18 protein-coding genes and 2 tRNA genes are annotated in these 22,712 nt (G+C 60.1%); 15 read left to right on the top strand and 5 right to left on the bottom strand.

Annotation, left to right across the window (positions count from 1 at the left end; all coding sequences use genetic code 11):
* The first annotated feature begins 19 nt into the window (after positions 1-19).
* From MOV61_RS09570 to MOV61_RS09580, 3 genes are all read left to right on the top strand, one after another.
* On the top strand, positions 20-1,585 hold the full coding sequence (locus tag MOV61_RS09570; protein ID WP_247136399.1) for an ABC transporter substrate-binding protein: 1,566 nt from the start codon (positions 20-22) through the stop codon (positions 1,583-1,585).
* A gap of 219 nt (positions 1,586-1,804) precedes the next feature.
* Positions 1,805-2,725: an ABC transporter permease gene (locus tag MOV61_RS09575; RefSeq protein ID WP_247136400.1), complete on the top strand. Its 921-nt coding sequence runs from the start codon at positions 1,805-1,807 to the stop codon at positions 2,723-2,725.
* Positions 2,722-3,633, top strand: a complete 912-nt coding sequence (locus MOV61_RS09580) for an ABC transporter permease (protein WP_247136401.1) — start codon at positions 2,722-2,724, stop codon at positions 3,631-3,633. The genes MOV61_RS09575 and MOV61_RS09580 overlap by 4 nt, the downstream gene beginning before the upstream one ends.
* Positions 3,634-3,709: 76 nt before the next feature.
* Here MOV61_RS09580 and MOV61_RS09585 read toward each other — a convergent pair whose 3' ends face one another.
* Positions 3,710-5,299 carry an ABC transporter substrate-binding protein gene (locus tag MOV61_RS09585; RefSeq protein ID WP_247136402.1) on the bottom strand — a complete coding sequence of 530 codons (1,590 nt, stop codon included), beginning with the start codon at positions 5,297-5,299 and terminating at the stop codon, positions 3,710-3,712.
* A gap of 326 nt (positions 5,300-5,625) precedes the next feature.
* On the opposite strand from MOV61_RS09585, the gene MOV61_RS09590 reads away from it, so the two are divergent.
* The 3 genes from MOV61_RS09590 to MOV61_RS09600 are packed head-to-tail and all read left to right on the top strand — an operon-like array spanning position 5,626 to position 9,487.
* Positions 5,626-7,272 carry a GMC family oxidoreductase gene (locus tag MOV61_RS09590; protein WP_247136403.1) on the top strand — a complete coding sequence of 549 codons (1,647 nt, stop codon included), beginning with the start codon at positions 5,626-5,628 and terminating at the stop codon, positions 7,270-7,272.
* Between the two features lie 55 nt (positions 7,273-7,327).
* A complete protein-coding gene (locus MOV61_RS09595) occupies positions 7,328-8,380 on the top strand; it encodes an amidohydrolase family protein (protein ID WP_247136404.1) in 1,053 nt (350 codons plus the stop codon).
* Between the two features lie 3 nt (positions 8,381-8,383).
* A complete protein-coding gene (locus tag MOV61_RS09600; RefSeq protein WP_247136405.1) occupies positions 8,384-9,487 on the top strand; it encodes an amidohydrolase family protein in 1,104 nt (367 codons plus the stop codon).
* A gap of 1,604 nt (positions 9,488-11,091) precedes the next feature.
* On the opposite strand, the gene MOV61_RS09605 is transcribed toward MOV61_RS09600, so the two are convergent.
* A tRNA-Asn gene (locus MOV61_RS09605) sits at positions 11,092-11,166 on the bottom strand.
* 159 nt (positions 11,167-11,325) lie between these two features.
* On the opposite strand from MOV61_RS09605, the gene MOV61_RS09610 reads away from it, so the two are divergent.
* Positions 11,326-11,613, top strand: a complete 288-nt coding sequence (locus MOV61_RS09610; protein WP_046601410.1) for a hypothetical protein — start codon at positions 11,326-11,328, stop codon at positions 11,611-11,613.
* A gap of 10 nt (positions 11,614-11,623) precedes the next feature.
* Here the strand turns inward: MOV61_RS09610 and MOV61_RS09615 are convergent, their stop codons facing one another.
* On the bottom strand, positions 11,624-12,265 hold the full coding sequence (locus tag MOV61_RS09615; RefSeq protein WP_244447494.1) for an exopolysaccharide biosynthesis protein: 642 nt from the start codon (positions 12,263-12,265) through the stop codon (positions 11,624-11,626).
* 421 nt (positions 12,266-12,686) lie between these two features.
* Here MOV61_RS09615 and MOV61_RS09620 point away from each other — a divergent pair, with 421 nt between their 5' ends.
* Positions 12,687-12,971, top strand: coding sequence for a hypothetical protein (locus MOV61_RS09620; protein WP_247136406.1), 285 nt, complete (start codon positions 12,687-12,689; stop codon positions 12,969-12,971).
* 64 nt (positions 12,972-13,035) lie between these two features.
* On the opposite strand, the gene MOV61_RS09625 is transcribed toward MOV61_RS09620, so the two are convergent.
* Positions 13,036-13,296 (bottom strand): DUF982 domain-containing protein, encoded by a 261-nt coding sequence (locus tag MOV61_RS09625; RefSeq protein ID WP_157885112.1) that lies wholly within the window; start codon positions 13,294-13,296, stop codon positions 13,036-13,038.
* 299 nt (positions 13,297-13,595) lie between these two features.
* Between MOV61_RS09625 and MOV61_RS09630 the strand changes: the two genes are divergently transcribed.
* From MOV61_RS09630 to exoR, 7 genes are all read left to right on the top strand, one after another.
* A tRNA-Cys gene (locus MOV61_RS09630) sits at positions 13,596-13,669 on the top strand.
* A 173-nt stretch (positions 13,670-13,842) separates the two neighbouring features.
* The gene (locus MOV61_RS09635; RefSeq protein ID WP_038542362.1) at positions 13,843-14,040 is read left to right on the top strand and encodes a hypothetical protein; all 198 of its coding nucleotides are present in this window, start codon (positions 13,843-13,845) and stop codon (positions 14,038-14,040) included.
* Positions 14,041-14,178: 138 nt separating this feature from the next.
* A complete protein-coding gene (locus tag MOV61_RS09640; protein ID WP_247035322.1) occupies positions 14,179-14,832 on the top strand; it encodes a protein-L-isoaspartate O-methyltransferase in 654 nt (217 codons plus the stop codon).
* 267 nt (positions 14,833-15,099) lie between these two features.
* Positions 15,100-16,017, top strand: coding sequence for a DUF2497 domain-containing protein (locus MOV61_RS09645; RefSeq protein WP_247136407.1), 918 nt, complete (start codon positions 15,100-15,102; stop codon positions 16,015-16,017).
* A gap of 141 nt (positions 16,018-16,158) precedes the next feature.
* The gene (locus MOV61_RS09650; protein WP_247136408.1) at positions 16,159-18,990 is read left to right on the top strand and encodes a valine--tRNA ligase; all 2,832 of its coding nucleotides are present in this window, start codon (positions 16,159-16,161) and stop codon (positions 18,988-18,990) included.
* A 364-nt stretch (positions 18,991-19,354) separates the two neighbouring features.
* Positions 19,355-20,509 carry an OmpP1/FadL family transporter gene (locus MOV61_RS09655; RefSeq protein WP_038542368.1) on the top strand — a complete coding sequence of 385 codons (1,155 nt, stop codon included), beginning with the start codon at positions 19,355-19,357 and terminating at the stop codon, positions 20,507-20,509.
* A 532-nt stretch (positions 20,510-21,041) separates the two neighbouring features.
* Complete coding sequence (exoR, locus tag MOV61_RS09660) at positions 21,042-21,812, top strand: exopolysaccharide production regulator ExoR (RefSeq protein ID WP_405029347.1); 771 nt, start codon at positions 21,042-21,044, stop codon at positions 21,810-21,812.
* Between the two features lie 27 nt (positions 21,813-21,839).
* Here exoR and xth read toward each other — a convergent pair whose 3' ends face one another.
* Positions 21,840-22,643, bottom strand: a complete 804-nt coding sequence (xth, locus tag MOV61_RS09665; RefSeq protein ID WP_038542371.1) for an exodeoxyribonuclease III — start codon at positions 22,641-22,643, stop codon at positions 21,840-21,842.
* Positions 22,644-22,712: the final 69 nt, after the last annotated feature.

Consider the following 22,712-nt stretch of genomic DNA (forward strand, 5'->3'; position numbering starts at 1 on the left):
GGATGATGGAGGAGAAGACGTGACCACAGATTCATTTGGAAAGATACCGGATATTACCCGTCGTTCGCTGTTGGCTGGAACCGCCGCCGCCGGCGGCCTGGCGCTGCTGCCGGCTATGGCGCGTGCTCAGGCCCCGCAGCCGCGATCCGGCGGCACTCTGAGGGCAGTGATGCCGTTCAACCCCGCCGCACTCGACCCGCTGACAGGTCGCAACAATCCCGACTTCAACGCCCTTCTCCTGATGTTCGACGCGCTGATCGGCTTTGATCCGCAGACGCTCGAACTGCAGCCGATGCTGGCGACGTCATGGAAGTTCGCCGACCCCACGACGCTGGTTCTCGAACTGCGCCAGGGCGTCGAGTTCCATGACGGCACGCCGTTCAATGCCGAGGCGGTGGTCTTCCACCTGCAGCGCTGCAGCACCTATGATCGCTCGAACGTGAAATCGGACCTTGCGGTTGTCGACAAGGTCGAGGCGACCGGCCCCTTTCAGGTTTCGCTGAAGCTGAAATATCCGGACGCCACCCTGCCTGCGATCCTGACCGACCGCGCCGGCCTCATCGTGTCGCCTGCTTCGGTCAAGGCTGCCGCGGGCGGCAATGTCGACCGCGCGCCTGTCGGCACCGGGCCGTTCAAATTCGTCGAATGGCAGGACAATACCCTGATCAAGGTCGTGAAAAACGCCAACTACTGGGGTGACAAGCCCTATCTCGACGGCGTCGACATGCGCATCGTCAACGAGTTCAACACGGCTGTCCGCACGGTGACCGCCGGTGAATCCGATATCGTTCTCAACATGAGCGCGCAGCAGATGGCCGTAGCCAAGCGCGACCCGAAACTGGTTGCCGAAGCGACGCCGTCGATGATCTATTACACGGCCTTCTTGAATTACGGTGAGGGGCCGCTGAAAGACGTTCGCGTCCGGCAGGCCATGAACTGGGCGCTCGACCGGCCGGTGCTCAACCAGGTCCTGTGGGGCGGCCTCGGTGGCGGTCATTGCAGCATGTTCCCGTCAGGCTTCTGGGCCAACGATCCTGCGACCGAAAACTACTACAAGCTGGACCTCGACCGCGCCAAGTCGCTGCTGAAGGCGGCCGGTTTCGCAAATGGCATCGAGATCGCCACCTTCACCTGGGCCGATCAGGCTGCGGTGCAGCGTCAGGAAGTCCTCGGCGCCCAGCTTGCCGAGGCCGGCATCCGGCTGAAGGTCACTCCGGCGCAACCGGCGCAGACGATGCAGTACTTCCTGACCGAGAAAAAGGGTCAGATGCTGATGACCCCGACCGGCGGTCTTCCGGATCCGGCAACGGCCTACGATCGCCAGTTCTCAGCGACTGCCTATCGCAACGCGGCCAAGATCGAACTGCCGGGTTATCGCGAACTGATGGATGCGTCGATGAACACGTTCGACAACGCCAAGCGCAAGGACGTGCTCTTCAAGATGCAGCGTTTCGTGCTGGAGAACGCGCTGCACCTGCCGCAGTTTTCGTCCGCCGGCATCATCATACGTACCCCGAAGGTACACGGGTTCAATTTCAGCCTGCTGCAACGCCCGCGCTTCCACAAGGTGTGGATGGAAGCCTGAGGCTCAAGCGATGCGATCCCCCGATGCGACCACCGCGTCGGGTGATCGCCCGGAAACCGGAGCGGGGCGGGTTCGCCAGTGCCGCTCCCCCACATCGGAAGGCAGTGCTCCTGCGTATCCGATGTTCCTTTCGCGGGCCATTGAAACGGCCGGCGTCAAATGCGGATTGACGGAGTATCAATGATGTACGGCGTCCCCGGGATGGTTGCGCAGAGGCTCATGCAACTGGTGCCCGTGATGATCGTGGCCACCTTCGTGGTGTTTTCCCTCGTCTACATGATGCCCGGCGACCCGGCCATGATGATCGCGGGTGACTATGCGACGGCGGAACGCATCGCGGAAATCCGCCATATCTACGGTTTCGACCGGCCGATGCTGATGCAATATTTCTTCTGGCTGGGAAATGCCCTGCAGGGCGATCTCGGTCATTCGCTGTTCTCGAACGAATCGGTTCTGCGGCTGATCCTTTCGCGCCTGCCGCATACGATCCTGCTGGTTCTTTATGCGCTGGTCCTGGGCGCGGCACTCGGCATTCCGCTTGGCATTCTTGCAGCCACGCGCCAAGGCACCACGCTCGACAAGATCATCACCAGCGTCGCCTCGCTCGGTGTCGCGGTTCCCAATTTCTGGCTCGGCATCATTCTGGTGACGCTGTTCTCGCTCGGTTATCGCTGGTTCCCGGCGACCGGTGCCGTATCCGTCTTCGAAAAACCGCTGGAGTCGCTCTATTACGCAACCCTTCCGGCGATCGCGCTCTCCACCGGCGTGGTCGCGGTTCTCGCGAGGCAGGTGCGCAGTGCGCTGCTCGAAGTGCTCGGCTCGCAATATATCCGCACGCTGCGCGCCAAGGGGCTCGGTTCCGGCGCCATCCTGTGGAAGCACGGTCTGCGCAACGTGGCGGCGACGATGCTGACCATTGCCGGCCTGCAGGTGAATCGGCTGTTCTCCAGCGCCGTCATCATCGAGGCGGTCTTCGCCATCCCCGGCGTCGGCAATCTCATCAGCTATTCGGCGCTCAACAAGGATTTCCCGGTGGTGCAGGGCGTAGCGCTGGTGCTCGTGCTGGTGGTTATCCTCACCAATCTCCTGGTCGACGTGCTCAACGCGACTTTCGATCCCAGAGTGGCGGCCTCCACATGACCGATACGAACATGACCGCGATGACCCAAACCGCTGCCGCGCCGGCAGCCAGGACGACCTTGCCGCCTCCCGTCCGCTTCCGCTTCTGGACCTGGCTGTGGGGCGACAAGCGCGCGCTGATCAGCCTTGCCTATCTCTCCGTTCTGGTTCTGGCGGCGATCTTTGCGCCGCTGATCGTGCCTTATGCACCCAACAAGCAGAACCTGATGGACCTTCTGGCGCCGCCTAGCGGCGCACACTGGCTCGGCACCGACGACCTTGGCCGCGATACGCTGAGCCGGCTGATATACGGCTCCTACAACGCGCTTTATGCCGCGAGCCTCGCAGTCGGCATCGGCGTGGCGATCGGCGTGCCGCTTGGCGTGTTCATCGGTTTTGTCGGAGGCTGGGTCGACCAGGTCGGCAGCCGCATCATCGACGGGGTTCTCGCCTTTCCGCCGCTCGTGCTGGCCGTCGCCGTGACAGGCGCGCTCGGCATCGGTCTCACCAATGCGATGATCGCCGTCGGCTTCGCCTTCGCGCCGGTGCTTGCCCGCACGATGCGGGCGCAGACGCTGGTGGTGAAGAACGCGCTTTATGTCGAGGCAGCGACCGGTTTCGGCGCATCGCGCCTGCACCTGATCCTGCGCCATATCCTGCCCAATGCCATCCAGCCTGTGATCGTCGAGGTGACCCTGATGCTGGCCGTGGCGCTTCTGGCGGAAGCCGGATTGAGCTTCCTGTCGCTCGGCGTCCAGCCGCCCGAGTCGAGCTGGGGCGGCATGCTGGCGCGCGCCTACCACTATGTCGAGGTGGCGCCCGAGCAGATGTATGCGCCGGGTTTCGCCATCCTGTTCACCGCGCTCGCCTTCAACACGTTAGGCGAGTCGATCCGCGTGCTCCTCGATCCGACCATCAAGCGCCGGTAATCCCGATTTTAGCTGCGAAACAGCCCGGCCTCGGGGCCGGGCTGTTTCGTTGCGTCTATCGCATCTTGGCCGTGGATCACGCGGTCTGGTCGAGCCAGACGTGATGGAACCGCGGCGAGTGCAGCCGGTCATATCGGAAGTCCTTGACCTTCTTGTTGCGGATCGACATGGCGGCCGACGTCACCAAAGGCAGGTGCAGCGCCTGTTCCACGACGAAGCGCTGAAGCGCGGCAAATGCCTTCTTGCGTTCGCCGGCATCAGCCGAAGTGCCCGTCGCGGTGAGCAGCTTGCGGAACTGCGGATCTTCCACCTTGCCGGCGTTGAACTGACCCGTCGCGCCGAATAGCCGCTCGTAGGTTTGGCTGGGATCGAGCCAGCCGCCCTGCGGATTGAGGATCATCGCGCCTTTGCCTTCGATATAGAAGGCCTGGTTCACGACCTGCGGAGGCGAGGGGGTGACCTTGAGGCGAATGCCGACCTGCGAAAGCTGCTCGCCGACCACTTCGAGCCGCTGAACCGATGTCTGGTCCGGCCAGCTCCAGGTCTCGACTTCCAAGCCCTTCGGGTAGCCGGCATCGGCCAGCAGTTTGCGCGCCTTTTCCGGATCGTGCTGGTAGAACTGCGCCGTCCCGGCATCTACCGCCCAGAAATCCTTGGGAAACATGGTCGAGGTCGGTTCGCCGAGGCCAAGCATCAGAACCTGGTTCAATTCGGTGCGGTTGATGGCGTAGTTCATCGCCTGCCGAACCCGGACGTCGTTGAGCGGCGGCTTGGCGAAATTCATCATCAGGGTGAAGAAGATCATCGAAGGATTGGCTTCAGCGGTCAGGTCCTGCACCCGGCGGGCGGTAGCGATCTGCTGGGCGGCCATGTTGAGCGCAAGATCGGTTTCGCCGGCCGTCACCGTGCGGGCGGCGGTGTTCAGCTCGTTGATGATGCGGAAGTTGATGCCGTCGAGATAGGGCAGGCCCGGCTGCCAGTAGGCCGGGTTCTTCTCGACGCGGATCAGGTCGTTGTCGCGCCACTCGGCGAACTTGAACGGCCCGGTGCCGACCGGATTGCGATCGACATTGCCGTCGGCAGCCGCCTTGATGGAGGCGGGCGAGACGATGCAGCCGACGCGGCCCGTCAGGATGGTCGGCAGCGAATAGTTCGGCTGCTTCAGCTTGATCGTCACCTGGCTAGGACCAGTGACCGCCACGGACGCGACCGAAACCAGGTCCGACTTCACGTTGGAGCGCGGGTCGCTCATGAAGCGGTCGAGGTTGAACTTCACGGCCTCGGCGTTGAACGGGGTGCCGTCGTGGAATTTCACGCCGTCGACGAGGTTGAGCACCAGCGTCGTGGGATCGGTGAAGGTCCAGTCCTTGGCCAGCATCGGCTTCAGCTCGAGCGTCGCCGGGTCGAACGCGATCAGCGCGTCGAACAGAGCGTAAAGCGCGTTGAAGTCCGGTACATTGCGACCGGTCATCGGGTCGAGAGCCGCCGGATTGAACGGCATGGCAATGCGCAAGGTGCCACCCGGTTTGGGCGTCGACGCCTGGGCGAACATCTGCCCGGGCAGCAGCATCGCGCCTCCCAGCGCTGCGCCGGACGCCAGAAGCGTTCTTCGGTTGATCCTGCTGTTATGGATGACAGACGGCACGCCGTCCTTCGTCTTGCTCATCTCTGGGCTCCTCCCCAATGAAACAAACTGATGAAACAAACTCATGCCGACAAGGCTGGTGATGCATACATCGCGCCCGCGATTCGGCTTCCTCCTCCCGAATTGCGGCAACCTGCCGTAGGGGAAACCTACAGCAGGAGGATGCTGATGTATACTTTTGCATTCGGTTTTTGCAGCAAATGACTTCCTTTCAACCGGGCCATATGCCATGGTTGTATGGGAGGCTGCGACGGCGCGGCCGTTGTGTCCTTTGCTCTTCCGGCGCCGTTTCGGCACCGTAACCGCGAGGCGCGCGGCTCTCTGTTGCGGAAAGTGGAGGAGAGACCATGGGTGCGTTCGAGCATTCCCGTACCTACGATTACGTCATCGTGGGCGGTGGCACGGCAGGCTGCGTTTTGGCCAACCGGCTATCGGCGGACCCGGCGATCGAGGTGCTGATGATCGAGGGCGGCGGCGAGGGGCGCGGCTTCTACGTCGACATGCCGCTCGGTCTCGCCCATCTCATCGGCAGGCCCCAATATGACTGGCTCTACAAGGGCGAGCCCGAACCCTACCTCAACGGCCGCCAGCTCACGCTGCCGCGCGGAAAAATGCTCGGGGGCAGTTCCGCGATCAACGGCCTGATCTATGTGCGCGGCCACGCCTACGACTACGATCAATGGGCGCAGCTCGGCAATCGTAGCTGGTCCTGGGAAAGCGTGCTGCCCTATTTCAAGCGCTCCGAAACGTTCCATCGGGCCGGTTCCGAGGCGCACGGCACCGAGGGCGAATGGGCGGTTTCCGATCCCAATGTGCGCTGGGAGGCCTTGGAGGCCTATCGCCGGGCGGCGATCGAGCAGGGTATTCCCGCTGCGGGCGACTACAATTCCGGCGACAATGAAGGCGTGGCCTTCTTTGTTGCCACCATCAAGAACGGCGTGCGCCATTCCACCGCCCGCGCATTTCTGGAGCCTGTCCGCAACCGCCGCAACCTGACAGTCGTCACCGGCGCTCTCGTCGACAGGATCACCTTTGAGGGCAGCCAGGCGAACGGCGTCGTGTTCAGCCTGTATGGCCGGAATCACGAGGCGAAGGCGGGGAGGGAAGTCATTCTATCTGCCGGAGCCTATAGCTCGCCGGCCATCCTCGAGCGCTCCGGCGTCGGCGCGCCGGACGTGCTTGCATCTGCCGGAATAGAGGTGCTGCACGCGTTGCCGGGTGTCGGCGAAAACCTGCAGGACCACTGGCACATCAGGGTTCAGCATCGTCTTCACAACACCCATACGCTGAATACCCGCGCCGGCACGCGGTTCGGCCGGATGCTGCTCGGCATGCAGTATTTTGCAACCAAACGCGGGCCGCTCGGCGGATCGCCGACCCTGCTCGGTGCTTTCATCAAGACCACGCCGGATGCGCCGGCGCCTGAAATCCAGATCCACGTCTCAGGCTCCACCTCGCCGAGTTTCGGCGGCGCCATGCATCCGTTCCCCGGCATCACCTCGTCGGCCTGTATCCTGCGGCCGGAAAGCCGCGGCCATTGCCATGTCGCGGTGGGCGACCCTGCGGTCCAGCCGCGCATCCTGCACAATTTCCTGAAAGAGGAGGCCGACCGCGACATCCTGATACGGTCGATCGACGCGGTCCGGCGCATCGCCGCAAGCCCCGCCATGGCGCGTTTCGAGCCAGAGGAAATTGCGCCGACCGCTGCCGTGCAGTCGCATGACGAGATGCTCGACTATGCGCGCCGGACCCTCAACACGACTTTCCATCCCGTTGGCACCTGCAAGATGGGCCGCGACCGTTTGGCGGTGGTCGACGATCGGTTGCGGGTCCACGGCATCACCGGCCTTCGCGTCGTCGACGCCTCGATCATGCCGACCATCGTCTCCGGCAATACCCAAGCCCCGACCGTGATGATCGCGGAAAAGGCGGCGGATTTCATCCGCGAGGAAAGGCTGGGGCTCGAGGAAAAGATGGGGACGCAGGCGGCGTGAGGCCGCACAGACGAAAGCAGCACAGATGTTAACGATGAGCGAGACGCATACGAAGATGGCCAGATTCGAAACCGCCGGGGCGATCGATTGCGACGTCCACCCGCCGACACCGCGTCGCGCCGACCTGCTTCCCTATCTCGACGACTACTGGCAGGAGATCGTGACTTCACGCGAAGTCGACGTGCTGGAACTGATGAGTTATCCTGAGCGCACGCGTCCCTATATGCGGCCTGACTGGACGTGGAGCGGCGATCCGCTCGCGCAGATGCAGAAGAACCTGCTCGACCCGCTCGGCCTGGAGGGCGCCATCCTCAACGTGGTTTCAGGCGCTCACGCCCTTTTCGATCCCTATCTGGCCGCCGCCATATGCCGTGCCACCAACGACTGGCTTGCCGACAAGTGGCTGAGCCGCGATAGCCGCCTCCGGGCATCGATGCTGGTGCCGTTCCAGAATGTCGAGGCTGCGGTCGAGGAGATCGAGCGACGGGCCGACGACAAGCGTTTCGTGCAGATCCTGACGCTTGCCATGACCGAGCTGCCGCTCGGCCGCCGCACCTACTGGCCGATCTACGAGGCGGCCGAGAAACACGGCCTGCCGATCGGCATTCACGCAGGATCGAACTTCCGCAACGCGCCGAGCCATAGCGGCTTCCATTCCTTCCTGATCGAAGACCATGTGGTTCAGCCGCAGGGTTTCTCAACCCAGGTCGCGAGCCTGATTTCCGAGGGTGTCTTCGTCAAATATCCCAATTTGAAGGCCGTGATGATCGAATCCGGCGTGACCTGGATGCCGGCGCTGATGTGGCGCATGAGCAAGGACTGGCGCGGCACCCGCATCGAAGTGCCTTGGGTCAAGGACGCACCGGCCGACATTATCCGCAGGCATATCCGCATGACGTCGCAGCCCTTCGATGGCCCTGACGATGTCGAGGACGTCGCCAGGACGCTCGACCATTTGCTCAGCGATGATATGCTGCTGTTCTCCTCGGATTACCCGCATTGGCATTTCGAGGGCCTGGACGTGCTGCCCGAGGGCTTGCCGGAAGCCAAGGTGAATAAGATCCTTCGCGACAACGTTCTCGCCACCTATCCGAGATTTGGAGGCTGACCCATGGAAACCCCAGTACTCGAACGTAGCTCCGAAAAATCGCAGATGCAGGGCGTGGTGGATTGCGACGTGCATCCGGCTTTCTCCCGGCCGGACCAGTTGCTCGACTACCTGCCCGAACGCTGGAAAACGCATGTGCGGGATTTCGCGGTGCGCACGGCGAACCCCTTGCTCGGCACGCTGCCCTATCCGCGCATGACGCCGGGCAACGGCATGCGCCGCGATTCCTGGCCTCCGAACGGCGGCCCGCCAGCGTCCGATCTGCCATTCCTTCGGCAACAACTGCTTGAAGAGTGCAACATCGACTACGGCATCCTGCAGCCGCTCGCAGCCGGCAGCATGGCATTCAACCAGGAACTCGGTGCAGCCCTCTGCGCGGCGCTGAACGACTGGCAGATCGACAAGTTTGCCGGGCCGGAACCTCGGCTGAAAGCCTCCATTTGTATCTCCCAAGAGGACGCGAGGGAATCGGTTGCGGAAATCGACCGTCGCGTCACCGACCGCCGTTTCGTGCAGATCGCCATGCCGCCGCGCACGCTGGAGCCCTGCGGCCGCCGCCGCTACTGGCCGATCTATGAGGCGGCCGAGCATTACGGCCTGCCGATCGGGCTGCATACCAGCGCTTTCGGCTACCGCCCGAATACACCGTCCGGCTGGAGTTCGTTTTATCTGGAGGAACACTACGCAGCCTCCAACAGCCTCCAGACCGTGCTCTCCAGCATGATCCTCGAAGGCGTGTTCGAACAATTCCCGAAACTGAAGATCGTGCTCGTCGAAGGCGGGTTCTCCTGGCTGCCGTCGCTCGTCTGGCGGCTCGACCGGGAATGGAAGCGCATGCGCGACGAGGTTCCGCACGTGAAGCGCAAGCCGTCCGAATATGTGCGCGAGAATTTCTGGTACACCACCCAGCCGATCGAGGAGCCGGAGAACAACCGGCATCTCCTCGATATCCTACGCTGGATCGGCACCGACCGGCTGATGTTCTCGACCGACTATCCGCACTGGGATTTCGACGATCCGCGTTTTGCCTTCAAGGTGCCACTGACATCGGCCGAGCGCTCCGCTATCTTCCGCAACAACGCGGTGGAATTGTTTGGCCTGAAATAAGCTCGGCAGAGAACCCGATCCCGGAACGGCGCCCGGCAATTCGCCACCACTGGAACACGGCGCCAGCCTCATCGAGGGGCCTTATTCTCACCACATAGCTGGTGGATTGGCGAACGTGTATCGGCCCATGGCGAGGTGACGCTGGACGAACTGTGTGCCGAGCTCGCCGATCGCGGGGTTCCAACGTTTACTTGAATCGATACGCCGTCCGCGCTGAAGGTAGCCGTGATCCTAGCACCCTTAAAAGATCGGTTAAATCCAGCGGCGGCCTTTAAATCCACGGAGAAGCCATCGATTTGATAGTCAAGTCCCCAATTTGCTTGCGCGGGGCTTCATCCATGGAGTTATTCTCAGAATAACATAATGTTAAGTACAAAGAACATTCCGGACACAAGTATGATGATTGGCTTGGCGTAAATAACCCGCTCCCTATTCGAGATTATGTCTTTCTTTTCATCAGAATCTCCTCGATAGACCTGCAATTTTGTGCCGCTATCTAAATCAAAATCCCAATCGTTTTTCTTATAAAATGATATCTCCCTAATCTCCGACACTGCGTTAACAATAAAGGCGACGCCGAATATAAATCCAAAGAATATCTTCATTAATTTCCCTCGAATAATAGATATCGGCGGCAATCAAGCATTAACAATTTAACAATGCGACAGTTCGTCGAGACTTATGGCGTGCTCCGGTCTGTTTTGCGGAACTGGAACCGTTTCTGTTGTTTTTACCTCGAGAAACACTTAATTTTTTCTGGGATGGCCCCGGGGATTGTGTACGTTAGCTTGTCAACACTTCGAATGACGCAGATGTATTTTGGCGCGCCCTCTGCATTATTTAGAATATTTATCCTGTAGGTATAATTGAATACCATCAATGACCCCAACACCTCAAAGCTCTGACTTCTATTGAAAATATAATTACAGGAGTTTAATTTGAAGCGAAGTGAACTGTATTTATCAAATAGTTTATCTGAAATTTCTTTGTAGTGTTCGGATATTACCGAGTCGCTTGGTGTCGCCCCGATGGCGTGTTTCGAGTATATTTTATCAATGATGCTTTTTACGTCAATATAGTTGCATTCTATTTTTCTGGAGGTTTCTGCAGGTACGCCTTTTGGCGTGCCTACCTGAGTTGGCAAGAGCGAAATAATAATGAGAAATCCGTAGATCACTGCAGACGCGCCCCAATTTCGCCCGGATATATTTGATCCATTTTATTTATGAAAATATTCTGTTTCCGTCATCTCAAGCAATAAGCGCCTCCGATCATTACACGGCCGGCAGCCTTCATCAATTTGTCTGTGGCCTTAATCTGAGACCCAGTGGTCACGTGCACAAATGAATGACTTGCTCCCATCGACCGTGCCCATTGTCGAATGCTCTCGACCAGGACAAGGAAATCTTTGCTCGCCGGGTCGGGCTCTCGCATAGCCATCGACCGTCCTGCCCCATAGCCTGTATGGGGAAATGTAATCAAAATGTAATGAGAACGGCAAGGCCGCCCCGCTGATCGAACCGGGTAAAACCTGAGAGAAAGCGGCTATCTATTTGAAAAAGCGCATTAAAAAGGCCGTGATTTTCATCACGACCTTTATAAAATGGCTCCCCGGGCCGGATTCGAACCGGCGACCTGTCGATTAACAGTCGAATGCTCTACCGCTGAGCTACCAGGGATCATCCGCGAAGGGTCGCGGCGTGTGCGGCGGGTAATACAAATGCTTTGTCGTTTTGCCAAGCGGTTTTTGCAAAAAAAATGAACTTGGTTGTTTTATCCCCGGTAAAGCCCCATTTCCCGGGCAAAGCTGGGCCTTTAACCGGTGAGGATAATTGAGAGTGGCAGGCGAACGGAAACCGAGGCGATTTGGAATCGACCCGCAAAGCGGCAAACTGGCGCTGGGCAGCGTACAGATTCCCATGCCACGGTCGCGGATCGGCCGGGTCGTCGTCGGCGTCGTCCTGATTTTCGGCGGCGTGCTCGGCTTCCTGCCGATCCTTGGCTTCTGGATGCTGCCGCTCGGCTTTCTGGTGCTCTCGCACGATCTGCCCTTCGTGCGGCGTCAACGCCGCCGCATCGCACTCTGGTGGGCAAGGCGGCGGGGGCGTAAGGCCGAACAGCGATAAGGCTGCACGATCAGGCGAACATCGATGCGATACCCTGGCCGGCGCTGAACGCTACGTAGGCAAGCACGCCGAAATAGATCACCGTCACGACGTTGAAGAGATAGCCGCCGAGCACGATCAGCCCGTCGCGCTGGATCATGCCGGTCGACAGAAGCAGGATGGCGATTCCCGGCAGGGTGTTGGAGAAGGGGACCAGCCCCAGCGGAAACATCAACAGCACGCCGCCGGCCGCGATCGCCAGGCCGTTGATCCGGCTGACAAGCCGGCCGGTGGTCAACGCCGAAATGCGCGGCTTCAGGAACCGGTCGAGGCGCGAAACGATGCTGACGCCCTTTTCCAGCGCCGGCAGCAGTTTCTTCGTATCAAGTTCGCGGTCGAGGATTTTCTTCGGCAACCAGGGCAGCCGGTTGGCGGTGATCGCCAGGCTGATCAGGATGATCGCCGCGCCGAACACGGTACTGACCCCGGGGATCGACACGGGAAGGAGGAAGGGCAGGGAGGCAATGGCACAGATGAGCAACAGGCCCTGTTCGCCGACCGCATCCATCAATTGCCGCAGCGTCACCGACTGACCCTTGATGCCGTCGATAAGCTGGCGCAGCGTGCCGCTCAGCGAAGTTGAGGTGTCGTCGAATTCGATGCTTGCGCTCACTGTTCGTCTCTCCATTCCGCCTTAAAACAGCGGTATGGGTAACAATAAACCGTGTCCTCGCAAAGGCGCGAGCCACAACCTGCCGGAAACGTGAACGCCCGGCGTCTCATGGAAAATCAAAAGGCTACGCCATCCGTTATCGGGCCGTTATCGAGACTGCGCCCAATAGTCGTAGGCTCCGCAGGCCAGCACGATCACGAGGATCGCCAGAACGACCGGATTGAGGGTGGTGATGAATTCCAGATACTGCATGACGGTCTCCTCCTACCGCATGTTCGCCGCCCGGTGCTCCCCCACCCGGCAACGACGCCACTTTAGCACAGTCGCCGGGCCATCGCCACTTCAGTGTTGCCTCAGAGACTCTGGCGCATGTTTCCCCGAATCACTAGGATTGCTCCCGGGATTGAAGACGAGGGTGAACATGGGTCTGAGAGTGATCGAAGGCGGGCTTGCGGCCTGCGTGGCGAAGCTTGCCGATCTGGCCGAGGGCGAGATGCCGAGCCGCGACGACGTGCTGCGCGAGGCCGAACGGCGGATCAGGTCGACCGGGTACGAGACCTGGCGCAATCGCGAAACAATGACCGGCATACCGGTGCCGCGCGAAATCCGTTATCTGGCCATGCAGATCGGTTTCGTCGCCGAAGCCATCGGCAGATTGTCAGACATCCCGGCTGACTTTCGTTCCGATTTCTATTGGCCAGCGTAAGCGCCGCACGCCGTCAGAGGCACTGAGTTTCACACTGATCATCGGCCCCGCCCAAAAGGTGAGATCAGTTCAACATCTTCGCTTCGATGCTGGCGAGAATGAAGGTTTCCCGCACCCTTTCCAGGGGAAGCCTGCGCTGCAGGCAGGCGGCGCACTCCTTCAGGGCCTTGATATAATAGGTACCTTCACGCACCGGCCAGCGCCAGTTGAGGTACTCCAGGGCTTCTTTTGGTCCGTGGATGGTTTCTGGGAAACCGTATCCAACGCGTACTCTGACGGGGGAACTCCACACGGAGTCATCTGCTTCAGTTACGTTACTCGTCATGTCCACACCTTGCATTGCGGCGTAGAGAACTCATCCGGAAGCGTTTGGTTCCGTAATTTTGGTGAATTTTTTATGAAGCCAATCCGGAGCGCCGGCCGGCATCCAATCGAGCCGTTTTTTTGACATTCCGGCCAGTTTTTTTCCGAACGTGGACCGCGGGCAGAGATGCGAACTGGCCCGCCCGCATCGGCGTCCGTCATCTTGTGCAGAAAAAAATGGCAATCGGGCCAAACCGCGCTTGCGCGGTTATTCGATTCGTTCTAAACGCCCGACACCACTCGCTCTTTATGCGTTCGGATGGCCTCGTGGCGGAGTGGTGACGCAGAGGACTGCAAATCCTTGCACCCCGGTTCGATTCCGGGCGAGGCCTCCAATTTTCCCTTCTTTCCGGACCAATCCCTCAAATCCAAACATGCTTTGATACCAAGCATTTACCACGCATTTTTGTGTGCGGTGCAACATGGTTAATTTTTTAACCTTCTCCTCCTAGGCTCGGAACAGAAAGGCCTGCTCAGCGATTATTGGGCGGAACGGAAGGAAGGCGTCATGATCACCAGGATTATCAATGTGCATCGCCAGGCGGCCAACGAGGTCGAAGGCACCGGAACGTTCGCCGACGGCATGTTCCCGCTGACCTCCGCTGAACAGTCCGCCTTCGATAAGGGCCATAGCCTGCGCTCCTCCTATGGCCGTGATTATGTGACCGTCCGCAAGCTTGAAGAAGCGCCGCCGGCCTACGCCTGAGCATCGGGATTGCAGGAGAGGGCCGTTCACCTCGGCTTTTTTGCTTCGAAACCGGCCGGCGTCTTGAAAGCGTGTCTCGCCGTCAGTAAGACGGACATGCGTGAGCCGGCGCATCGCCGGTGATTTGGGACGACTGAGATGATGGATTTCGAAGCAGCACGGACAAAGATGGTCGAAAATCAGATCCGCACCACCGATGTCACGTCGCATTCGGTTCTGCGGGCCTTCTATAATGTACCGCGCGAAGCTTTCGTGCCGGCCAAGGCAAAGTCGCTCGCCTATATCGACAAGGATATCGAGGTGGCGCCTGGGCGCTACCTGATGGAGGCTTCGCCGCTTGCCAAGCTTCTGCAGCTCGCGGCGATCACCAAGGATGATGTCGTGCTCGAAATCGGCACCGGCAGCGGTTATGCGACCGCCGTCCTGTCGCTGATCGCCGGCTCCGTGGTTTCGCTGGAGGCGGATGAGGCGCTGGCCTCGCAGGCGACTGGAACGCTCTCCTCGCTTGGCTACGACAATGTCGCGGTCGTTACCGGCGAACTCGAAAAGGGTTATCCTGCCGAGGCCCCCTATGACCTGGTCTTCGTCAACGGTGCCGTCGAGGAAGTGCCTGCCGCTCTTCTGGAGCAGCTGCGCGACGGCGGCCGGCTGATCGCAGTCGTCGGTTACGGCAATGCCGCCCAGGCGAAGGTGCTGGTGAAGGAACAGGGCTCGATTTCCGAAAGCGCCTATTTCAATGCGTCGGTCAAGCCGCTGCCAGGCTTTCGCAAGGTCAAGGAATTCGTGTTCTGATTGCTCCGACACGATCGAATGCCATGAACGGAAGGGGCCTTGCGGCCCCTTTGTCGTTTCTGTCGACGCCATCCGGTTATTTCATCCAGCTGTCATCTGTTCCGGTAAGTGTGACTAACGGGATTCACAACGCCAACAAAACTGTGTATCCGTAGGAAGCCTGGGGCACTTGTCATTGTTTCCAGCCCCCCCAAGACCTTAGAGTAACGTCGATTCGGTTCACCCTCCACGGGGCCGAGTCGAGTGCCGGTAACAGCGGGGATGAAAATGGCTCAGCCAAATGTAGCGCGTGAACCCTCCATGGAAGAAATCTTGGCGTCCATTCGCCGGATCATTGAAAGCAATGAGCCGAACGCCGAGAACGCGCTCAACGGCCAGCTCCCTCCGGTCTATGGCGAGGATGAGATCGAAGACGGCGAAGAGCCGGGCTTCGTCCCGGACATGGCTGCCAATGACCGCGGCGCGCCCTCCCGCAACGAACCGATGAGCTACGCGCAAGGGTCGTCGGGCCAGCCGGCGCAGCAGGATCGTACCCTGTCACTCGCCGACGTCGCCGCAAGGGTTCGCGCCGCTTCGGTCCGCCAGCAGGAAACCGGCCCGGTGCGCCTTTCCACCGCTTCGACTGCGCCGACGCTGTCAGCGACGATCTCTCCGGCGCAAACACCGTCTTCGCCCGCACCGGCGGCACGCCAGGAAGAGCCGGCTCCGCTTCGTCCCCAGATGCCGCGCATGCCCGAATTCCGCGAACCGGTCACCCAGGCCGCCGCCCCAGTCACGCAGGCAGCGCCGGCTTCGCAGCCGGAACCGGTCCAGCGCGTCATGATGCCGGTTTTCGATCCGCCGCTGTCGGCTTCCAGCAGAGCCGAGGCGCCGGTGCGGCCTGAACCAAAGGTCGAACCGAAGGCAGAACCGAAATTCGCCGCGGAACAGGCCCCGCGCAGCCTGCCGGCCAAGATCGAGGAGACGGCTAACCTCCTGTCAGCCGAAGCCGGCGCTCAGGTCGCAAAATCCTTCAGCGAGCTTGCCTCGGTGTTCAACGGCATGGAGCGCCGCTCGCTTGAGGACATGGCCGGCGACATGCTGCGCCCGATGCTGCAGGAATGGCTGGACGACAACCTGCCGACGCTGGTCGAGCGCCTGGTGCGCGAGGAAATCGAACGCGTCTCCCGCGGCACGCGCCGCTGAACCAGCGGCTGGCGTAGCCAACCCGCCCGCAAGGCTGATCGATACGGCCGCTCCGGTGACGGGGCGGCTTTTTTATTGACTTGGAACACCCCATCCTATTTACACCCCGATAGCTCTCAAAGAACAAAAACGGGTCAGGAAATGCTCGAAAAGACCTATGATTCCGCAGAAGTAGAACCGAGGATCGCCAAGGCCTGGGACGAGGCCGACGCTTTCCGCGCCGGCGTCAACGCCAAGCCGGGCGCGGAAACCTTCACGATCGTCATCCCGCCGCCGAACGTCACCGGTTCGCTGCATATGGGCCACGCGCTCAACAACACGCTGCAGGACATCATGATCCGCTTCGAGCGGATGCGCGGCAAGGACGTGCTGTGGCAGCCCGGCATGGACCATGCAGGCATCGCCACCCAGATGGTCGTCGAGCGCCAGTTGATGGAGCGCCAGCTTCCGGGCCGCCGCGAAATGGGCCGCGAGGCCTTCGTCGACAAAATCTGGGAATGGAAGGAAGAATCGGGTGGGCTGATCTTCAACCAGCTGAAGCGTCTCGGTGCTTCCTGTGACTGGTCCCGCGAGCGTTTCACCATGGACGAGGGGCTTTCGGCCGCGGTCCTGGAAGTCTTCGTCACCCTCTACAAGCAGGGCCTGATCTACAAGGACAAGCGTCTCGTCAACTGGGACCCGAAGCTGCTGACCGCGATCTCCGACATGGAAGTCGAGCAGATCGAGATCAACGGCAATCTGTGGCACCTGCGTTATCCGCTCGAAGACGGCGTCACTTATCAGTATCCCGTTGCCTTCGACGAAGACGGCAACGCCACCGAATTCGAGACGCGGGACTACATCGTCGTCGCGACGACACGTCCCGAAACCATGCTCGGCGATACCGGTATTGCGGTCAATCCGGATGACGAACGCTACAGGTCGATCGTCGGCAAACATGTCATCCTGCCGATCGTTGGCCGCAGGATCCCGATCGTCGCGGACGATTATGCCGATCCGACGGCCGGCAGCGGCGCGGTCAAGATCACGCCGGCCCACGACTTCAACGACTTCGAAGTCGGCAAGCGGGCAGGGCTGCGCCGAATCAATGTTCTCGATATCGACGGAACGGTCACCATCAAGGACAACGAGGATTTTCTGGAGGGCCTGGACAATCCAGCCGCCTTGCATGGCGCCTGGGACCGGCTGGAAGGCCAAGATCGGTTCACGGCCCGCAAGATCATCGTCGAGATATTCGAGGAAGCCGGGCTGCTCGACAAGATCGAGCCGCACAAGCACATGGTGCCGCATGGCGACCGCGGCGGCGTGCCGATCGAGCCGCGCCTGACGGAACAATGGTGGGTGGATAACAAGACGCTTGCCCAGCCGGCGATCGCCTCGGTTCGCGAAGGCCGCACCAAGTTTGTTCCGAAGAACTGGGAAAACACCTATTTCCAGTGGATGGAGAACATCCAGCCGTGGTGCATTTCCCGCCAGCTCTGGTGGGGACACCAGATTCCGGCCTGGTACGGCCCGGACGGCCAGGTCTTCGTCGAAAAGACCGAGGAAGAGGCGCTGCAGGCGGCAATTCAGCACTATCTGTCGCACGAAGGGCCGATGAAGGCCCTCGTCGAGGACCTGCTGGAGAACTTCAAGCCGGGCGAGATCCTGACCCGCGATGAGGACGTGCTCGACACCTGGTTCTCGTCCGCGCTGTGGCCGTTCTCGACCTTGGGATGGCCTGAACACACCCCGGAACTGAAGCGGTATTATCCGACCAACGTTCTCGTCACGGGTTTCGACATCATTCCATTCTGGGTCGTTCGCATGATGCAGATGGGTCTGCACTTCATGAAGGACGAGGAGGGTAATCCGGTCGAGCCCTTCCACACCGTCTATATTCACGCCCTGGTGCGCGACAAGAACGGTCAGAAGATGTCGAAGTCGAAGGGCAACGTCATCGACCCGCTCGACCTGATCGACGAATACGGTGCCGACGCGCTGCGTTTCACGCTGGCGATCATGGCGGCGCAGGGGCGCGACGTGAAGCTCGATCCGGCCCGCATCGCCGGCTACCGCAATTTCGGCACCAAGCTCTGGAATGCCACCCGCTTTGCCGAGATGAATGGCGTCAAGCGCGACCCGGCTTTCCTGCCGGAGGCAACGGCGCTGACCGTCAACCGCTGGATCCTGACCGAACTTTCCGCCACGATCCGCGACGTCACCGAGGCAATCGAGACCCAGCGTTTCAACGAGGCTTCGGCTTCTCTCTATCGCTTCGTGTGGAACCAAGTCTGCGACTGGTATCTTGAACTGCTGAAGCCGATCTTCATGAGCGAGGACGAGGGTGCCAAGGTCGAGGCGCAGGCCTGCGCGGCCTATGTGCTGGAAGAGACCTACAAGCTCCTCCATCCGTTCATGCCGTTCATGACGGAAGAGCTCTGGGCCCATACCGAAACGCGCGATGGCCTGCTTTGCCATGCCGATTGGCCGGCACCGGAATTCGCCGATCAGGCGGCTGCGGAGGAGATCAACTGGCTGGTCGATCTCGTGACCGGCCTGCGCTCGGCCCGCGCCGAGATGAACGTACCGCCATCGGCCATTGCGCCGCTGATCGTTGTCGGAGCCAACGAGTTGACCCAAGCGCGTCTGCGCCGTCATGAGGCAGCTGTCCGCCGCCTTGCGCGCGTGGAAACCATCGAACTCGCCGACGTGGCGCCGAAGGGCTCTGCCCAGATCGTCATCGGCGAGGCGACGGCTTGCCTGCCGCTCGGCAACCTGATCGACCTGGTGGCGGAAAAGGCGCGCATCGAGAAGGCAGTCGGAAAGACCGAGGCCGAGATGGACCGTATTGGCAAGAAGCTGGCCAACGAGAAGTTCGTCGCCAATGCCGATCCCGAAGTGGTTGCTGCCGAGCGCGAGCGCTTTGCCGAACTGGAAATTCAGATGGCGAACCTGAAGATCGCGCTTCTGCGCATCAGCGAAGCTGGCTGACAGTCTTCATTGTGAATCAGTTCGATAAGGGATGCCGCGCCGGAAACGACGCGGCATTTTCATTTTTCGCAACCGTTTGTTGGTCTGGTTCGGCATGTGTGCAACTGCTCACAAGCAGAAAGCCGTATTGTTGCCACATTGTCACAGGTAGCCGGCTTAAAATAATATAATTCCAATTTTAACGATCGCATTAGCGGAGAAAGAGTAATTTTGTGCCGAAATCGGCATCAAAGCCCCGGTTCCTGGTTTGCTTACGTAAATCTATAACGCGTTTGCGCCGCGAAGCGCCGGACAGCCGAAAGTTGTCAATCGGAGCGAACCATCTAGAGTGATTTCGGTCACTTACCAGGGAGTGGGAGATTTTATGGTAAGCAAACTAATTACGAGGGGCCTTCTAGCGCTCACCGCTGCTGGCGTGTGGCAGACGCAGGTTCATGCGGGCGGCTTCTCTTGGGGAGAGGCGAATACCGATATCCTGTACGAGCGGGGCAACGCTGCGGTACAGGCCGGTGTAACCTACGTTAACCCGCGTCGCGATTTCGACACGATCAACGGAGTGAGTTCGTCTGACGATCCGTTTTCGCAGGACTATGCCATTCCGAATGTCGCTGCGATGGGTCGCATCTCAGATGCGTTGGCCTGTGCATTTACCTATACCAAACCTTACGGTGGTGACTCGAAATACGGTCCTCAAGCTAGGGCCGCTGACGCGGCCGCCGGTCTGCCGACCAGTTCGAATTACTATTTTGGCAAGAAATTCCATGCCAACGAATACGGCGCCACCTGCGATGTTAGCTTCGAGATGGGGAAGGGACGGCTCCATTTCCTTGGTGGCGGCTTCATGCAGGATTTCACCTACAAGGCTGAGTCCATTTACGGAACGCTGAGGCTGGAAGACGATTCTGCATTCGGTTATCGGTTTGGTGTCGGCTACGATATCCCTGAATATGCGTTGCGCGCGCAACTGATGTATCGGTCTCAAATCGAACACAAGGCTGATGGCGATTTTACGCCACTCGCGTTGGCTCCTATCCTCGGCTCTGCTCCCGTAGCGGCCGATGGTCATGGGACCTTGCCGCAATCTTTAAAGCTCAGTTTGCAGAGCGGTGTCGCCCCCGGATGGCTGGTTTACGGTTCGGCGGAATGGACGGACTGGAGCGTACTCAAAACGCTCGACTACAATATTGCAGGCCTGCCTCCGCAACACGACCAGTACAACTGGAAGGACGGTTGGACACTTATTGGCGGCGTCGGCCATCAGTTTACCGATAAGATCGCGGGCACGCTCAATGTTCGCTGGGACAAGGGTGTGGGTAACGGAGCGGATATCATGACGGATACGTGGTCTGTCGGTGCTGGCGCAGCTATCGATTGTGGCCCGGGCCAGCTTCGTGTCGGCGGTGGTGTGAGCTATCTTACTTCGGGTAGCCAGTCGACTGCGAAGGGTGCAAACTTCAACGCCACGGCAAATGGTGACTGGGCTTATGCATTGACTGCCAGCTACAACATCAAGTTCTAAGAATTGAGTTTGGGACCGGCGCCGATGGATAGTGAGACTATCCATCGGCGCCGATATCTTGTTGGCCAGGCCTTGGCGGACTCCTTATTAATGGTACCGCTCCGAATTAGCCGCTTCTCTTGTGACGATTTAGCAACACTTTTTCGAGACTATTGTCAGGTCCCTTGAGAGGGGCGTTTCTGTCCACTTCCCGCCACAAACGGGGAGCAGCGATAGAGGAAGAACAGGCGCGGAACGCGGGGGCGGGGCGCGTAATTGGAGTATCATGGGCGGGTTTCTTCATGAAAAGCCGGGCTTTTTGCGCTCAGGCAGGCGGATTCTGATGCCGTCCTGTCTTGCCGCAATTGCCGCGGTTATGGGTCCTAGTCTTGCCGAAAACGGCAGCTACAGTTTCATTCGTCTCTCGGGAGGAGCAGGCGCGGGATATTCCCGGATAAATCTTGTTCCGGCAGCGAGCGATGCTCGGGCTGCGGCGGGTCGTCGCGCGCGGAGTGAAAGAAACTGAACCATGCCGAAGTGTGACATCGGATCCATGAGAGTATTGCTTCTTGGAGCGTCGCTCGCCTCGATTTTGGCGGGATCGGCTGCGGCCTTCGATATCAAGTCGGGCGTGACGAAGGAGTCCGGTCCCTTCGATCTCTTCAAGTTCGGCTTCAAGGCCTATAAGAACGGCCAGAAGGAAGATGCGGTCGAAGCCTATCGTTATGCCGCCGAGAAAGGCCATACCGGCTCGCGCTGGGCGCTTGCCAATATGTACGCCTTCGGCGACGGCGTCGCGAAGGACGATTTCGAGGCCTTCAAGATCTATAACGAGATCGCCGCGCAGGGCGTCGAGCCCGGTTCGGAAGATACCGGCTTCTTCGTCAACGCGCTTCTGTCGCTGGCCAACTATTATCGCCGCGGCATTCCCGGCAGCCCGATCAAGCCGGATCTTTCACAGGCACGGCAACTCTATTTCCAGGCGGCATCCACATTCGGCGTGGCGGAAGCCCAGTTCCAGCTCGCCCGGATGATTCTCGCAGGCGAGGGCGGTACCGCCAATATCCAGCAGGCGAAGAAATGGCTGAACCAGGCCCGCAAGAGCGGCCATGCGGGCGCCATGTCGGTTTTCGGCAACGTTCTCTTCCAGGAAGGCCAGACGGTGCGGGGGCTCGCCTTCATGACGGCGGCGCTCGACAAGTGCACCGCCAAGGAATGTGTCTGGATGCAGCAATTGCAGGAACAGGCATTTTCGGTCGTCGGCGAAGAAGATCGCCGCGGCGCGGTCGCCCTGTCGCAGGAATTTGCCAGAGGCGTCGAATAACCGACGCCTCGCCGATCTTTCGGACGATCAGCCGAAATCGAACATGCCGATGACGGGCACGTGGTCCGACGGCTTTTCCCAAGCCCGCACATGTTTCTCGATCGCCGTCGATTTCAGTCTGTCTGCGGCTTCCGCTGATAGCAGGAGATGGTCGATGCGGATGCCGTTGTTCTTTTGCCAGGCGCCCGCCTGATAATCCCAGAAAGAATAGAGCTTGGTGGCGTCGGTCGTGGCGCGCACCGCATCGACGAGGCCGAGATTTTCGAGCCTGCGGAAAGCGGCGCGGGTCTGTGGCAGGAAAAGAGCATCCGTCGCCCACGCGGCCGGATCGAAGCAGTCATGCGGCTCGGGAATGACGTTGTAGTCGCCGGCAAGGATCAGCGGCTCTTCGAGGAGAAGGCAGTTCTGCGCATGCAGGCGCAGCCGCTCCATCCAGGCCAGCTTGTAGGGGTATTTGACTGGGTCGTCGGCGGGATTGCCGTTCGGCAGATAGATGGAGGCGACGCGGATCGCGCCGCCCGGCACCGAAAAGACGCCTTCGATGTAACGCGATTGCTCGTCCGTCTGTCCGTCCGGGCCTTCGCCGCCAGGCAGACCCCGCATCACTTCGTCGGGCCTGGTCTTCGACAGCAGCGCAACGCCGTTAAACCCTTTCTGGCCGTGGGTCTCGACATGATAGCCGAGCGCCTCGATCTCCAGCCGCGGGAAGGTCTCATCGACGGACTTGATCTCCTGCAGGCAGACGATGTCCGGGGAGGAATCGGTTAGCCACTGACGCAGGTTGTCGATGCGCGCTTTGACGCCGTTGATGTTCCAGGTGGCGATCTTCATCGGCCCTTGCCTCCCACTGTTCGCTTCCTCTTTTAGCGAAAGAGGAAGCGTTGGGAAGGGCGAAGTGCG

This window comes from Neorhizobium sp. BETTINA12A, from assembly GCF_023006485.1.
Taxonomy (GTDB): domain Bacteria; phylum Pseudomonadota; class Alphaproteobacteria; order Rhizobiales; family Rhizobiaceae; genus Neorhizobium.

Coding starts and splice junctions, on each gene's coding strand:
- MOV61_RS09575 (WP_247136400.1), top strand. CDS start 1,805: ATGCAACTGGTGCCCGTGATGATCGTGGCCACCTTCGTGGTGTTTTCC.
- MOV61_RS09580 (WP_247136401.1), top strand. CDS start 2,722: ATGACCGATACGAACATGACCGCGATGACCCAAACCGCTGCCGCGCCG.
- MOV61_RS09585 (WP_247136402.1), bottom strand. CDS start 5,299: ATGAGCAAGACGAAGGACGGCGTGCCGTCTGTCATCCATAACAGCAGG.
- MOV61_RS09590 (WP_247136403.1), top strand. CDS start 5,626: ATGGGTGCGTTCGAGCATTCCCGTACCTACGATTACGTCATCGTGGGC.
- MOV61_RS09595 (WP_247136404.1), top strand. CDS start 7,328: ATGGCCAGATTCGAAACCGCCGGGGCGATCGATTGCGACGTCCACCCG.
- MOV61_RS09600 (WP_247136405.1), top strand. CDS start 8,384: ATGGAAACCCCAGTACTCGAACGTAGCTCCGAAAAATCGCAGATGCAG.
- MOV61_RS09620 (WP_247136406.1), top strand. CDS start 12,687: ATGGGTCTGAGAGTGATCGAAGGCGGGCTTGCGGCCTGCGTGGCGAAG.
- MOV61_RS09625 (WP_157885112.1), bottom strand. CDS start 13,296: ATGACGAGTAACGTAACTGAAGCAGATGACTCCGTGTGGAGTTCCCCC.
- MOV61_RS09635 (WP_038542362.1), top strand. CDS start 13,843: ATGATCACCAGGATTATCAATGTGCATCGCCAGGCGGCCAACGAGGTC.
- MOV61_RS09640 (WP_247035322.1), top strand. CDS start 14,179: ATGATGGATTTCGAAGCAGCACGGACAAAGATGGTCGAAAATCAGATC.
- MOV61_RS09645 (WP_247136407.1), top strand. CDS start 15,100: ATGGCTCAGCCAAATGTAGCGCGTGAACCCTCCATGGAAGAAATCTTG.
- MOV61_RS09650 (WP_247136408.1), top strand. CDS start 16,159: ATGCTCGAAAAGACCTATGATTCCGCAGAAGTAGAACCGAGGATCGCC.
- MOV61_RS09655 (WP_038542368.1), top strand. CDS start 19,355: ATGGTAAGCAAACTAATTACGAGGGGCCTTCTAGCGCTCACCGCTGCT.
- exoR (WP_405029347.1), top strand. CDS start 21,042: ATGAGAGTATTGCTTCTTGGAGCGTCGCTCGCCTCGATTTTGGCGGGA.
- xth (WP_038542371.1), bottom strand. CDS start 22,643: ATGAAGATCGCCACCTGGAACATCAACGGCGTCAAAGCGCGCATCGAC.